Annotated in this window: 11 protein-coding genes, 1 other RNA gene and 1 riboswitch; of the genes, 4 read left to right on the top strand and 8 right to left on the bottom strand. The window is 40.0% G+C overall.

The features are described from left to right. Positions 1–185: 185 nt before the first annotated feature. From ACE1B6_RS20595 to ssrS, 4 genes are all read right to left on the bottom strand, one after another. Complete coding sequence (locus ACE1B6_RS20595; protein WP_413259138.1) at positions 186–896, bottom strand: peptidoglycan-binding domain-containing protein; 711 nt, start codon at positions 894–896, stop codon at positions 186–188. 54 nt (positions 897–950) lie between these two features. Next, on the bottom strand, positions 951–2255 hold the full coding sequence (locus tag ACE1B6_RS20590; protein ID WP_413259240.1) for a M16 family metallopeptidase: 1305 nt from the start codon (positions 2253–2255) through the stop codon (positions 951–953). A gap of 108 nt (positions 2256–2363) precedes the next feature. Next, the gene (locus ACE1B6_RS20585) at positions 2364–3626 is read right to left on the bottom strand and encodes a M16 family metallopeptidase (protein ID WP_459563071.1); all 1263 of its coding nucleotides are present in this window, start codon (positions 3624–3626) and stop codon (positions 2364–2366) included. A 328-nt stretch (positions 3627–3954) separates the two neighbouring features. Beyond that, positions 3955–4144: non-coding RNA, 6S RNA (gene ssrS / locus ACE1B6_RS20580), on the bottom strand. A gap of 197 nt (positions 4145–4341) precedes the next feature. On the opposite strand from ssrS, the gene ACE1B6_RS20575 reads away from it, so the two are divergent. Next, positions 4342–4812 (top strand): GNAT family N-acetyltransferase, encoded by a 471-nt coding sequence (locus ACE1B6_RS20575; protein ID WP_413259136.1) that lies wholly within the window; start codon positions 4342–4344, stop codon positions 4810–4812. Positions 4813–4928: 116 nt separating this feature from the next. On the opposite strand, the gene ACE1B6_RS20570 is transcribed toward ACE1B6_RS20575, so the two are convergent. Further along, positions 4929–5939, bottom strand: a complete 1011-nt coding sequence (locus tag ACE1B6_RS20570; RefSeq protein WP_413259135.1) for an IS1/IS1595 family N-terminal zinc-binding domain-containing protein — start codon at positions 5937–5939, stop codon at positions 4929–4931. A gap of 284 nt (positions 5940–6223) precedes the next feature. Between ACE1B6_RS20570 and ACE1B6_RS20565 the strand changes: the two genes are divergently transcribed. Next, positions 6224–6997: a HEAT repeat domain-containing protein gene (locus tag ACE1B6_RS20565; protein ID WP_413259134.1), complete on the top strand. Its 774-nt coding sequence runs from the start codon at positions 6224–6226 to the stop codon at positions 6995–6997. Positions 6998–7031: 34 nt separating this feature from the next. Here the strand turns inward: ACE1B6_RS20565 and sipA are convergent, their stop codons facing one another. Together sipA and ACE1B6_RS20555 are read right to left on the bottom strand one after the other, a co-directional pair. Further along, entirely contained in the window at positions 7032–7250 is a 219-nt protein-coding gene (gene sipA, locus ACE1B6_RS20560; RefSeq protein WP_413259133.1) for a regulatory protein SipA, read from the bottom strand. 87 nt (positions 7251–7337) lie between these two features. Then, a complete protein-coding gene (locus ACE1B6_RS20555; protein WP_413259132.1) occupies positions 7338–8345 on the bottom strand; it encodes a sirohydrochlorin chelatase in 1008 nt (335 codons plus the stop codon). A 36-nt stretch (positions 8346–8381) separates the two neighbouring features. Next, a riboswitch (cobalamin riboswitch) is annotated at positions 8382–8537 on the bottom strand. A 145-nt stretch (positions 8538–8682) separates the two neighbouring features. On the opposite strand from ACE1B6_RS20555, the gene ACE1B6_RS20550 reads away from it, so the two are divergent. Beyond that, positions 8683–9042: a hypothetical protein gene (locus ACE1B6_RS20550; RefSeq protein ID WP_413259131.1), complete on the top strand. Its 360-nt coding sequence runs from the start codon at positions 8683–8685 to the stop codon at positions 9040–9042. Between the two features lie 126 nt (positions 9043–9168). Here ACE1B6_RS20550 and ACE1B6_RS20545 read toward each other — a convergent pair whose 3' ends face one another. After that, the gene (locus ACE1B6_RS20545) at positions 9169–9603 is read right to left on the bottom strand and encodes a hypothetical protein (RefSeq protein ID WP_413259130.1); all 435 of its coding nucleotides are present in this window, start codon (positions 9601–9603) and stop codon (positions 9169–9171) included. A gap of 614 nt (positions 9604–10217) precedes the next feature. Between ACE1B6_RS20545 and ACE1B6_RS20540 the strand changes: the two genes are divergently transcribed. Beyond that, positions 10218–13985, top strand: a complete 3768-nt coding sequence (locus tag ACE1B6_RS20540) for a PAS domain S-box protein (protein WP_413259129.1) — start codon at positions 10218–10220, stop codon at positions 13983–13985. The last annotated feature ends 21 nt before the right edge of the window (positions 13986–14006 follow it).

The following is a 14006-nucleotide window of genomic DNA, read 5'->3' as shown; positions in this document are numbered from 1 at the left end:
AGAACTCATCAAAAAATAAACTAGGATTTAAAATTGTTCATCCTATTCAAGTTGAGAATAACCCTTATTTTGGTGAGTCTGGCTCTATCGTAAGTGATGATCGTCTTTCTACCAAAAGACAGGCAAGATGCCTGTCCTACAAGATTGGGAAAAAAAGATAAAATGCCTCTACAGATACTTAGAAGTTAGGGTAAAATTGCTTGCCAAGTTGCAGCACCAACAATTCCATCAGGTTTTAGCCCATACTTTTCTTGTGCAGCTATCACCGCTGCTTGGGTATCTTTGCCAAAAATTCCGTCTACAGAACCTTGAAAAAATCCGATCGCTTGCAATCGTTTCTGTAACCAAAATACTTCCGCTCCCCGCATTCCAATTTTTAAGGTTGGTAAATCAGCAATTGGTGATTCAGTATTTTCTGAGTTGGTATTTTCTGAGTCGGGATTATCAGTTGTAGTTTCTTCTTTAGTAGATTGGTTAGCTGAAGAAGTTCTTCTAATTCTAGTGTTAGATCTGTTAGCTAATCGAGAGTTATTAGCTGTGAATTCTGTTCCAGGAAACAGTTTTTCCCAAGTTTCTCGATCGACAATTCCATCAGGATTTAAACCAGCTGCTTCCTGAAATTGGGTGACAGCGATCGCTGTATTCTCACTATAAACTCCATCAACTTCGCCTTTGTAATATCCCAAAAGTTTTAAAGCTGCTTGCAATTCCGATACTGCTTCGCCTTTGCTACCACTTTTTAAAACTGGACGATTGACAATTACAGTTGGAGGACGTTCTGCCACTAATTGGTTGACGGATTCTACTTTTCCCTGTGCGATCGCTGGTAAATTAGAATACCCGATCGCCAAGGAAACAGGAAATAAAAACACGGAAATCCTAGCTAATACTGACATCTGCAATTCTCACTCCTCAAAGCTGATGTAAGCTATTTATTTTTGGGACTAATTTTACCAACTAGATTCTATCAGTCCTTCTACCGCGGATTCCGGGCCAACTAGAGAAATATAAGGTTCAGTGAAATATCGACTTGCCACTTCCTGAATTTCTTCAGGAGTTACCACTGCCACTGCTTTGGGGAAAACGCGATCGAATCCCACACCCAAACCTAAAGTTTCGTACCAACCAAAAACTTGAGCAATTTGAGCATTAGTTTGTTTACCCAAAGCATATTGACCTAAAAGTTTATTCTTCGCCGCTTGCAGTTCATCAGCCTTCAACGGAATTTTGCACAAACGTTCTACTTCTGTTCTTAAACTATACAAAGCAACCTCAGTATTTTCTGGTGCAGTTCCCATATAAACCGCAAACTGAGAAGCATCTAAACGAGTTGGATAAAAAGCCGAAACTTCGTAAGCTAAACCTCTTTTTTCCCGCAATTCTACAAACAAACGACTGGAAAGACCATTTCCCAAATAAGTATTAATTAACTTCAAAGCTGCATAATCAGGATGATTCACCGATGCAGTCAAATAACCCAACATCACAATTGATTGTTTGGTAGGAATTGGTGTAATTCTAGGGTGAGGAAAAGCCAAAATTTCGGGTAATTCTACAGTAGGAATTGGCGTATCAGGTATTTTCCAATCACCGAATACTTTTTCTATTTGGTTAACTACTTCTTCCGGGGTAATTCGACCAACAACACAAATAATTGTATTATCAGGGCGAAAATAAGTATGATGAAATCTGTCTAATTCACCTCGACCCAAATTAGCCACAGTTTCGACTGTTCCCAAACTGGATAAAGCATAAGGATGATCTTGGTACATTGCTTGTCGCAACTGTTCAAAAGCCACAGTAAAAGGTTGTTCTTGTTGGGATTTAATGGCTTGTAAAGTCATCCTTCTTTCTAATTCTACTTCGGCTTCTGGAAAGGTAGGCGATCGCAACAATTCCCCTGCTAATTCCAACATTTCCGAAAAATCAGCCGAAACAGTCTTCATGCTGAGTAAAAAATAATCCGTAGTTGTATCTGCGCCCAAACTCGCGCCCAAAGATTCCACTTTCTCGGCAATTTCTCCAGCAGATAATTGCTCTGTTCCTTTCGTAATTACCGATGATAATAAATGAGATAAACCAGCTTGGTATCTTGGCTCAAAACGGCTACCTGACTTCACAAAAATCCGCGTCGCAATAATATCAGCCGCCGGATTTTCTAGCGCCAATACTACCATACCATTATTAGTAACTATTCGCTGCATTGTTCGCTCTGGGAACGAACTGCCGGTACCTGGGTTAAAAGCATCTTCCATTCTAACTTCGGGATTCATTAGCTAATTAGCAAATCGGTAATTCGTCAATTTTAAAAGAACTTTTCCGCGAAAAACACAGAGAAAACAAATCAATTGATTTTACATTTTCTATTCCCCATAAGGTTTTAACTCAGTGATTACATAATGATGAGGTGAAAGATATTCTCTAGCTATTTCTAGCAGGTCAGCGGCGCTAATTCCTTGAATTTGGTGCGGATAAGTTACGGCTATTTCGGCTTGGGCGATCGTATTATAGTAACCATACAATCCAGCTAGCTGACCAGGTGATTCCGTAGAAAAAGCATAATCATTACACAACAAACGTTTACACCTTGCCAATTCTATCTCTGAAATCGGTTCTGTTTGTAAATCCAACAAATATTTACCGATCGATGCTTCCACTTTTTCGATATTTTCCGCTTCCAAGTGAGCAGTAATTGTAAACAAACTCGAATCTTGCTGTAACGAGAAATTACTACCAATACCATGAACTAACTGTTCTTCTTCCCGTAACTTACTCACCAGTCGAGAACAACGCCCTTCAGCCAAAAGCACCGAAATCAAATCCAATCCATAAGCTGTGCGAATTTGTTCTACTCCTGGCCCTGTCCAAGCCATTAACAAACGAGACTCTTCGATTCGGTCTAAAAACAATTCTTGGCGACGAACTTCTTGAATTGGAGACAACTCATTGGTTGACAACTGTGGACAACTCGATCGCGCCTTAAAACTACTAAACGAGTTATTCACCAACTCTAACGCCATTCCTTGCGGCACACCACCCACAATCACCACCGTCATATTTTCCGGTTGATAATGGCAAGCATGAAAACAGCGCATTGCTTCCGGTGAATGCTGTAATAAAATCTCTTCTGTACCCAAAACCGGACGACTATAAGGATGGTCTTGGTAAACACTTTCCATCATCGCTTGGAAAGCAAACCAATCAGGATTATCCTGCGATTGGCGAATTTCCTCCAACACTACATCTCTTTCTCGGAGAAATTCATCGTCAGGGATCGAAGCATTGAGCAACAATTCCGCCAAATAAGGCAAAGTATCTTCCAAGTACGAAACAGCCGTAGTGATGTAGAAATGAGCATAATCATGGCTAGTCGCAGCATTAGTAACGCCGCCCCAGTATTCCACCACTTGATCGAACATCCCTGGCGGAACCTGTTCCGTACCCTTAAAAATCATGTGTTCTAGAAAGTGAGCCATTCCAGACCATTGTTCCGGCTCTCTAGTCGCACCTGCACGCACCCAAACATCTACTACAGCTACAGGTGTAGCCGGAATGTACTGATGAATTACCGTCAGCCCATTATTTAGCCTGAATACATCAGCGGAGAAGTCTGACACTTTAAGCAATTGAGAAGTCGCGCTTAACCTCAAATCCGGTCTTCCATTCGTTTTCACTTAATAGTAACTCTTTCTGAAGAAATAGCAGGACAAATATGTACAAATTTCCTGACAATTTTTGGAATTGGGGATTGGGGACTGGGGACTGGGGACTGGGAAAGTTTTAAGTAGGAAATTTTTTCTCCCCTGCCCCTCTGCTCCTCTGCCCCTCTGCCCCTCTGCCCCTCTGCCCCTCTGCCCCCCTGCCCCCCTGCCCCTCTGCTCCTCTGCCCCCCTGCCCCTCTGCTCCTCAAAAAACAAATTACCCCTGTCTACTGACAGAGGTAATTGATTCTTATGGGTTTCCGCAACGCCGTCTTGCCTCAGTTTTTGACCTGGACTTGAATCCAGGTGGGTGCCTCTGGCTCTAGCTTAAAAGTTTCCGAGTAACAAAGCCCGGTCTACTGCCGCTAAGCTCTCTAGACTCCCTTATTCAAAAAGCATAGATCACAAAACATTATTGGCAGTCACCAACGCCGCAGAGTAACCTGTTTCTTATTCTATACTGCTTGATTAAAGTTGGCTATTATCTAAAATTTTTTGTCTAGAATTCATCACAAAAGGGTGATAAGTGGCAGAATATAGCAGAAAATCACAGGGCTGTCAATTTATTAATTGTGAAGAACTAAGAGTCTATATGTTTGGCTTTAGAATGAAGTAGCTCTGTCTGTTCCCTGTGTTCTAGATGAACTACAAACTACCACCAAAGTATCAATTTGTGACTGGTTCGAGTTTAGATCGGGCAACTTTGGTAAAGTTTATGCAAAAAACTTACCAGGAACTTTTTCCCGAGCAGAATTTCTCTCATTTAGCTGTGACAGTTGACAAGTATTTTTCTGGGGAAACTCCGGTTTGGTGGGTGGAAGAAAAGTTAGAAAATGCTGTGAGAAATCGGGTTGGTTGTTTGTGGATGGGTAATGGAATCGATCAGGTACGGGGCGATCGCCACGCCCATATTTTTTTGCTTTATGTTGCTCCTAAACATCGTCGCCAAGGCATTGGGAAAAGTTTAATGCTTGTGGGCGAAGATTGGGCAAAAAACCGGGGCGATCGCCAAATTAGTCTCCAGGTTTTTCAATCCAATCAACCAGCAGTTAATCTATATTGCCAGCTAGGTTTTCAAACCCAATCTTTGTGGATGGTTAAGCATATTTAGCAGGGGTGCAGGGGTGCAGGAGTGCATTTTGGTTTTGAGTTAAAGAGTCCCCTTGTCTCTTCCCGTAGGACAGGCATCTTGCCTGTTACTCCTAGTCCCCAGCCCCCAGTTCCAACTTAATCATTTTCCCCATTTGGTTCTAAATCAACCCGCCAACGTTTACCACAGTTTTTGCAAGCGTATTTTTGTTGACCTTTAACTTGTCCTTTGTCTTTAACTTTGTTAGAACCACATTTAGGACAAATAATTTCTGTGATTATCCATCCTCTAGCTGATGGTTTTTTACTGGTTGTTGGTTCAGGAGTTGAGAGTTTTTCGGATACTTCTGTAAGGGAATCAACAACATTTTTTAGTTGTTCTGTTACTGCTTCTTGCACCTTTAAATCTTCTCCGGTTTGCTGAATATCTGGTTCTTGAATAGGTGCTGCGGTAACTGTTTCTGATTCCACAATTATTTCAGAAGATGGTTCGGTTTCTGGCGTTTCTACAGTTGTAATTTTTGTCGCTAATGTACCAACTTCGACTAATTCGGATTGAGTTTCTATAGCAGAATCTTCTTTGTTCAAAGGTTTTACTATTAATTCCTCGGCAGGTGGTATTTCTAATTCGGGAGGAATTAAATTTTCCTGTAATTTTTCTTCTGCTGATTCTACTTGCTCAACTGGCAATTTTCCATTAGTTGAAGTTTCTGGTATATGATTTGCTGTTACTTCTGCTGCAACGGTTTCTGGCTGCGTAACTGGAGTACTGGGAGTCCAGTTGGGATCGGGGGCGGGAATTTTTGGCAGAATAATTAAAGGTTTTTGTGGTTGAGTTTCTCTGTTGTTGCTTAAACGACCGATCCGATCGCCTATATTCTCCTGAATCTGATAAGCAACTGGTAAAACAGTATGCTGAGAAACTGCTTTCTTGACTAAAGCTGCTATGTGTTCAGATGGATCGGGCGGTGGGCCAAAATTTTCTTCTTCTTGAGCGGGCGATGATATCTTTGTCACTGGAAAATGCGATACTGAGGAAGTCAAGCTAGAGTGATTTTCCTTGGTTTCTGTTAACTGGGATTTTGGCAATGGGGGAACGAATCTAATTGCACGGGCTAACCGTCGATATTGTTCTAGGTGATCTGTCACATTCTGCTCCTAATTTTGAAGAGTTGCTATTTAATTTAGTCTTAATGTAGTCCAATATACTAAAATAAGGATCAAAACTTGAAAAAAAACGTTATGATTTCAGGTTTGAGTGTAGTCGTAGGATTAATTAGGTTGCTTAGTGATGATCTCCAAGAGTAGGGAAAAATGAAAGATTCCTTCCTTCTGTGTCTCTACAATCCGCAAAAAATAAATTTATCGATCGCTAACCTGACTAACAGACTGATGGCATCAGGTCTGATAAGGTAATTTACTAATTTACAGTTATGTATGATAAAGACGACCTAACCCTACTTGATTCGGAAACCGATCTGCAAAGTCCCTTAGATCGGCTAGAGTCTTTTGATGAAGAAGAGGTTGCTAAACCCGATCCAGAGGCAATGTTAATGCTGTTGAATGCAGCTGAAACCTCCCAAAGAATGATCGCAGCCAGAGCTTTTTGTGAGTTAAAAGATCGACGGGCTATTCCTCATTTAATTAGCTTGCTAACTGATGCTTGTCCTTTGGTACGGGTGAGTGCTGCTTATGCTTTGGGGCGAAATACCAGTGCTGATGCTGTCGAACCTTTAATTACCCAATTAAACCGCGATTGGAATGGTTATGTTCGGAAAGGCATTGTTTGGGCGTTGGGGAACTGTCGCGATCGTCGTTCTGTAGCCCCTCTGACTGAAGCTTTACGAACCGATATTTCAGCCGTCCGTTTATGGGCGGCTAGTTCTTTGGCGCAAATGGCTGAGTTAGGTTATGAAGCTGTGGTCGCTTCTATTCCCCCATTAATTGAAGCTTTAATTCAAGATCCAGTGGCAGCGGTGCGGAGTAACTGCGCTTGGTCTTTGGGGCAACTTTGTCGGGAACTACCTTCAAATGTAGTTTATGCTGGGGCGATCGATGCTCTGATTCAAGTGATGGAAGAAGACCGAGATCTGGGTGTTAGAGAAGATGCAAAAGCTTCTCTGTTACGAGTTGGCGACCCCCGCGGACTCCAATTGATTGAAAAAATGGCTCAAGAAGGAGTGATTTCACCAGAAAATTTATTGTAAGGGAGTCAGACATTAAAAAACCAGTCCTCAGTCCCTAGTTAGCAGTTTCGATGTACTGACTGTCTAGTAAAAAGTTGCCTCTGGCAAAGCGTACTCCCCAGTATCCTCCGGGACGGCGATCGATCACTATTCCTTCTTCACCCAGTTTTATCACATCTGGGGGACGTAGCATTGGCATTGGTTCGGCAGTTTTTACGTAAGCTGGTAATGCTATGACTCGGACTTTTGCGCCGATGGGAAATTCTTTACTCATTTTGCATATTAGGAGTTTGGATTTTACTGAATATGATATCTAGCTAGATTCCCGACTTCTTGAAGAAGTCGGGAATTTGGATAGTAGTTAAGGTGCTTGCCAGATTTTTTGGTGATATTTTTCTGGGTCTGCGTAAGGATCTACAGCGGGGTGTGAATGGTCGTGACTGTGGCTGTGTCCATGATGATGATGATGATCGTGTCCGTGACTGTGGCTGTGTCCATTGCCGTTTTTACTGATAGCAGCTAGGCGGAATTTGCAAATTTCACAGTTCATTTGGACTTCGCCTAATTGGGTTTCTATTTCCCGTTCTCGGATGATTTGAAATAGTAGGGGATGAATGCCCATTTCTGGTAAACAGGTCATTTCTATTTCGGGAAATTGGGCTTGTTGTTGGGCGGTAATGTCGTAAATCTTTTTAACTAAAAGTCCGGTAAAGAGGAAGTAAGGTAATACAATGATTCGCTTTGGCTGATAAAGTCTGGCGCGACGGAAACCTTCTTCTAAACGGGGGTGGGTGATGCCGATAAAGCAGGTTTCGACTGTGGAGTAACCGCTGCCTTCCCAAAGAATTCGGGCTAGTTTGTAAACGTCGCCGTTAGCGTCTGGGTCGCTAGAACCACGTCCAACAAATAATAATACTGTTTCGGAACGGGGATGGGTTTCGCTGTCTAATTCGGCTAAACGCGATCGCCACAATTCTAAAATATTTGGTGTAATTCCAAAGTGCCGACCGTAGTGAAATTTTAGTTGGGGATATTTCAATTTGGCCCGGTCTAATTCGTTGGTAATATCAAATTTGTTGTGGCGGGCGGCAAATAATAAAATTGGTAAAACTGAGAGTTCGGTGTAGCCTTGTTCGATGCAGCGAGCGATTCCTTCTTCAATTGTCGGGCCAGTTAGTTCTAAGAAACAAGGGACTACGGGACGCGATCGATCTAACTCTTGATAAGCTGCGGCAAAATCTAAAAAAGTCTGTCTTCCCTCTTCATCTTTAGTGCCATGACCAATCATTAATAATGGTCTTTTTTGGGGTAATGCAGGCAATTCTAAATTTGTGAGAATGGTTAGAGTAGAGGATGTTAAAGTAGACATTAATTAATTATCCTTATCCTGTGCGACGCAGGAAATTAAAGTGGAGGTTAACAAGTAGGCGTTCTGGCTAGCGATGTAGACAGTTGACAATAACTAATCTATTTTCGCTTACAGCTGCGGCACAGCCCCGGATTTGCACCGGAGTTTCCCTACTTTGCTTGGTTTAGTGTGCTTTGTTATCTTAGCGGATTCAATGGTTTAGGGAAATGGGGGGGGAGAGGATTTTTGCGATCGATACAATATTCGGAAAGTTAAATATTACAATAAATTAACAGTGAATAGTTGATTTATTCCCAAGTTTTTGTACAGAAAATACCCCAATTGTCAAGGAAACGATATGTTGAGAAAACTGCGCGGAGGATTACTAGTGGGGATTGGTTATATGCTTTCTCCTCTATCTTGGTGGAATGATTTATTTTTCAATTTGCCCATTTCTCTGTTATTTGGCTATTTAGTTGGTTGGATCGATGCTGACTGGTTTTTACCGGGCACAATTGTGGGTTATTGGCTTTCTAATGTAGTAGGAATTTTGATGATGCAGTTTGGGGCAATGGATATGTTTTTAGCCGGGGAACAAAGGAATTTGCGGCGAGATCTTTTGATTGGACTTGGTGGTTCGACGGTTTATACTTTGGTAGTGGCTGGACTGGTTTATTTTCACTTTGTAGAAGTTCCGGCTTTTTTAATAAATCACTAATTAGCAGTGAAGCATTCGGGTAAAAATTTTAGGTTTTTCGCCATAAATTCTGTCCTGAATGCTTTACTTCTTTAGAGCAAAATTTTGGATCAAATTTCATGCGATCGCTCAGCAGACAACATTAAATTACAGGTCAAATTCTGAAGGTCTACTCATGATTTCTTCATAACAAATATGTGGAGGGAAGCTAGGGGCAAAGATGCAAGCGCAAGCCATACAGCAATTGTAATTTGTATGAGAAACAACTAATAATCCCTCAGTTTGCGGATTATATTGTTTGATCAAATGTTCTGCCCCAACCATTTTAACTCCTGGGTCATTGTAAAGCATCAAGCCCATTGGTAATTCAATTGCACCGGAAACTTCGGTTATTTGGGGTAGATTGACAATTACTAAACAACGCCCATGTTCTAACCATCCTTGATAGGCTAGCGCACCTAACATAACATCTTTAGATTGAACTAAAAGTTCTCCACATATTTGTAGTCCGAGTAGCATTTCCTCTTCCAAGGAATCTAACTGTGCATTGTGTTTCCGGGGATGACTGTATTCATAGTTCATAATCAACAAGGTAACTCAGTTTTGCGATCGGGAATAAGCAGATTCAGTCAATAATTTAACTCTGGAAATGCAGCAAATAAATTTATTTAAAACCTATCTATCTGCTACTGTTGGAGAGCAAAAATTACTGTCAGACATCAGGTTATAAAACTTGATTAGCTTAACTATAAGTTAGTGCAACTAAGATGACAGTGAATCTGTCAGGAGTGTTAATTTTAAATATTCCTTAAGAGGTGTAGTGCGATCGCGACAATGAATTATAGACTACTTGCAGAAACTAAAATTCTGAAAATATATACAAAATATACAAAAGGCTGAGATTGCCTCTTTAAATTACTTAAGGAAGCTCATCTATAGCTAGAAAAAATATGATTAGAGGATATCCCATTTGCCTTGAAAATTGCTACAAATATAAAGAGAAACGAAAATTTTAGAAAATAAGTTGTATGTAAAAATTAGTTAAATTTTTTCTTTTGCAAAGAAATTATTTTATTTTAATAATTTAGTAACTAATTATTACGTAGCTAGTCAAGCTAGGCTGGTAATAGGGTATTCCAAGAATAGAGGACTCTAATTGTTTAACTGATTGCGATCGCACTAAAAACTCTACACCTATGAAAACTGTATTTTCCGATTATGAAAGTAAGCGTTTAGCCACACTGTATCAGTATCAAATATTAGATACTCCAGCAGAAGCAGTATTTGATGATCTAACTTATTTAGCGGCTCAGATTTGTGACACACCGATCGCTTTAATTAGTTTAATCGATGCAGAAAGGCAATGGTTCAAGTCTAAAATAGGGCTGACAGCTAGTGAAACTGAGCGTGATATCGCATTTTGTCATCATGCGATTTTGCAAAAAGAACCGCTGATTGTTGAGGATGCTAGGAAAGATCCAAGATTTGCTAATAATGTCTTAGTTACTGGAGAACCTTTTATTAGATTTTATGCAGGTGTGCCTTTAATTACATCTGATGGGTTGGCTTTAGGAACTTTGTGTGTCATCGATCGAATTCCTCGACAATTGACAAACCAACAAATTACCGCACTTGAAATATTAAGTCGTCAAGCGATGAGTCAGCTAGAATTACGACAAAATTTAGTGGGATATGAACGCGCCGAGAGTTTGTTAATTGCCCAAAAACGGCTTCTAGAATTAATTACTTCTAACATATCTGTAAATCAAGCTTTAAATGCAGTTACACAACAACAAAAAGAAGTCTTGCAAACTATTTTCGATCATATTCCTGTGATGTTGGGCTTCTTCGATCGAGAAGGAAAGCTACAAATGATTAACCGTGAGTGGGTAAATGTGTTGGGTTGGACTTTAGAAGAATTACAAGAATCGCCGGATATTTTAGCGAAATTTTATCCCGATCCAGAGTATCGGCAACAAGTTTGGGAGTTTATTCAAAAAGCAGAAAATCGCCAATGGCAAGATTTTAAAACTCGTGTTAAAGATGGAAGAGTGCTGAATACTACTTGGGCAAATGTGCAGCTTTCTGATGGAAGAACGATCGGAATCGGTCAAGATATTACCGATCGCTTAAAAGCCGAAAAATCTTTGCTCGAAACTGAAGAACGCTTTCGTTTGTTAATCGATGGTGTGAAAGATTATGCCATTTTTGTGTTAGATATTAACGGTTATATTGCTAGTTGGAATACAGGCGCAGCTACTATTAAAGGCTACCAAGCAGAGGAAATTATCGGAAAACATTTTTCCTGTTTTTATCCACCGGAAGACAAGGCAGAGGGAAAACCCCAACAGAATTTACAAATAGCAGCAACAGTTGGCAGAGTGGAAGATGAAGGTTGGCGAGTTCGTAAAGATGGCTCTTATTTTTGGGCAAATTCGGTAATTACTGCACTCCGCAATGAAACCGGGGAAATTTGCGGTTTTTCCAAAGTAACTCAGGATATTACTGAACGGAAACGGTCAGAAGAAACTTTACAAAAGTCTCATAAAGAGTTAACAGATTTTAAATTTGCTTTAGATGAATCTGCGATAGTTGCTATTACTGATAATCAAGGAACAATCCAATACGTTAATAATAAATTTCGCCAAATCTCTGGTTATAGCGACGAAGAATTATTAGGGCAAAATCACCGAATTCTCAATTCCAAATATCATTCTAAAGCCTTTTTTCAGGAAATGTGGCAGACAATTTCTCAAGGCAAAGTTTGGAAAGGTGAAATTAGAAACCGTGCTAAAAATGGTCGAATTTACTGGGTAGATACGACAATTGTCCCATTTTTGAATGCTCAAGGAAATTCTTATCAATATATTGCCGTTCGCAATGATATTACCGATCGCAAACAAGCAGAAGAAGCTTTGCGCCAACAAGCTCAAAGGGAAAGATTAGTAGCAGAAATTGCTCAAAGGATTCGCCAGTCTTTAGATTTAAATGAAATTCTTAATACTACTGTGACGGAAGTTCAGCGTCTTTTGGAGAGCGATCGGGTTTTGATTTTCCGCTTTGAACCAGACTGGAGTGGAGTTGTTGTCGTAGAATCCGTTGCTCCCAGTTGGGAAGCAATTTTAGGAGCAAAAATTTCTGATTCTTTCTTCCAAAATACGGCTCGCAGAGAATCTTATGAACAGGGCGGAATTCAAGCAATAGAAGATGTTTTTGATGCAGGTTTATCGCCTTGTCATATTGATTTACTTAATGAATTTCAAGTTAGAGCTAATTTAGTTGTGCCAATTTTACAGGAAAATAAATTATGGGGATTGTTGGTTGCTCATCAATGTTCAGAGCCTCGTAAATGGCAAAGTTGGGAAATTGAATTGTTGAAACAATTGGCGACTCAAGTAGAAATTGCTATTCAACAATCACAACTTTATCAACAAGTACAACAGGAATTAATTGAGCGTAAATTAGCTGAACAAAAAATCCGGGAACAAGCTGCTTTACTTAATGTCACGACTGATGCCATTTTAGTTCGTGACTTGAATCATCATATCTTGTTTTGGAATCAAGGAGCAGAGAGACTTTACGGTTGGAAAAAAGAAGAGGTTTTAGGCAAGTGTGCTAATAATTTGCTGTATTGGGAAACGCCTTCAATAGGATTAGATATTTACGAAAATGTAATTAATAAAGGTGAATGGCAAGGAGAGTTACAACAGGTAACAAAAGATGGTAGAGAAATTGTTGTCGAGAGTCGTTGGAGTTTAGTGCGCGATGCCGCTGAAGCACCGAAAGCGATTTTAATGGTGAATACAGATATTACGCAGAAACAATTGATGGAACGGCAATTTTTGCGATCGCAACGCATGGAAAGCATCGGCACTTTAGCTGGAGGAATTGCCCACGATCTGAATAATATTTTAGCTCCTATTCTCATGGCAGTACAGCTTTTAAAATTACAAATTAACAGTCCACAGGGTCAACAATGGTTGGATATTTTGGAAGATAGTACCAGGAGAGGTAGTGAATTAATTAAACAAGTTTTATCTTTCGCACGGGGGTTAGATGGCGAACATGGAGTTTTACAAATTCGCCATTTAATTAAGGAGATTAAGAAAATTGTTGAAGAGATTTTTCCCCGATCGATTGAGATTTACACTGATGTATCAAAGGATTTGTGGGCAGTTTGCGGTGATGCTACTCACTTACATCAAGTGTTAATGAATTTGTGCGTTAATGCCCGTGATGCTATGCCTAAAGGTGGCAGTTTAACTATTAGTGCTGAGAATTTAGTAATTACAGAAAATGATGCTGAGTTGCAAATGGATGCTCAACCAGGATCTTATGTAGTAGTTACGGTTAGCGATACTGGAGTTGGCATTGCTTCCGAAATTCTCGATCGCATTTTTGAACCTTTCTTTACTACTAAAGAAGTGGGTAAAGGTACAGGTTTAGGACTTTCTACAGTGATTGGAATCATTAAAAGTCACAAAGGTTTTATTACTGTTTCCAGTAAAATAGGCAAAGGTAGTGAATTTAAGGTATATCTTCCCGCTGTGGAAGCAGCTACAGATTTATATGAAGAAGAATGGGAATTACCAATAGGAAATGGGGAATTAATTTTAGTGGTGGATGATGAAGCATCAATTCGGGAAATTACTAAAAGTTCTTTAACAGCTTACAATTATCAAGTTTTGACTGCTAAAGATGGAGTCGAAGCGATCGCTCTCTATGCTCAACATAAAAATGAGATTAGTTTAGTATTAGTAGATATGATGATGCCCTTATTAGATGGTGCTAATACAATTCGCGCTCTGCAAAAAATCAATCCTGAAGTGAAAACTATTGCCTCTAGTGGGCTAATATCCGGTACACATTTGCAAGAAGTAGAAAATACTATTGCTAATCAGTTTTTACCTAAACCTTATACTACTCAAGAATTACTAGAAGCGATGCACAATTTACTACAATAAAACTAGAAATAAGCTGCCTTT

It is taken from the genome of Floridaenema fluviatile BLCC-F154, from assembly GCF_041929135.1.
Lineage (GTDB): Bacteria > Cyanobacteriota > Cyanobacteriia > Cyanobacteriales > Aerosakkonemataceae > Floridanema > Floridanema fluviatile.
Note: the sequence above shows the minus strand (reverse complement) of the source record. Positions and strands in the feature narration are given on the sequence as shown.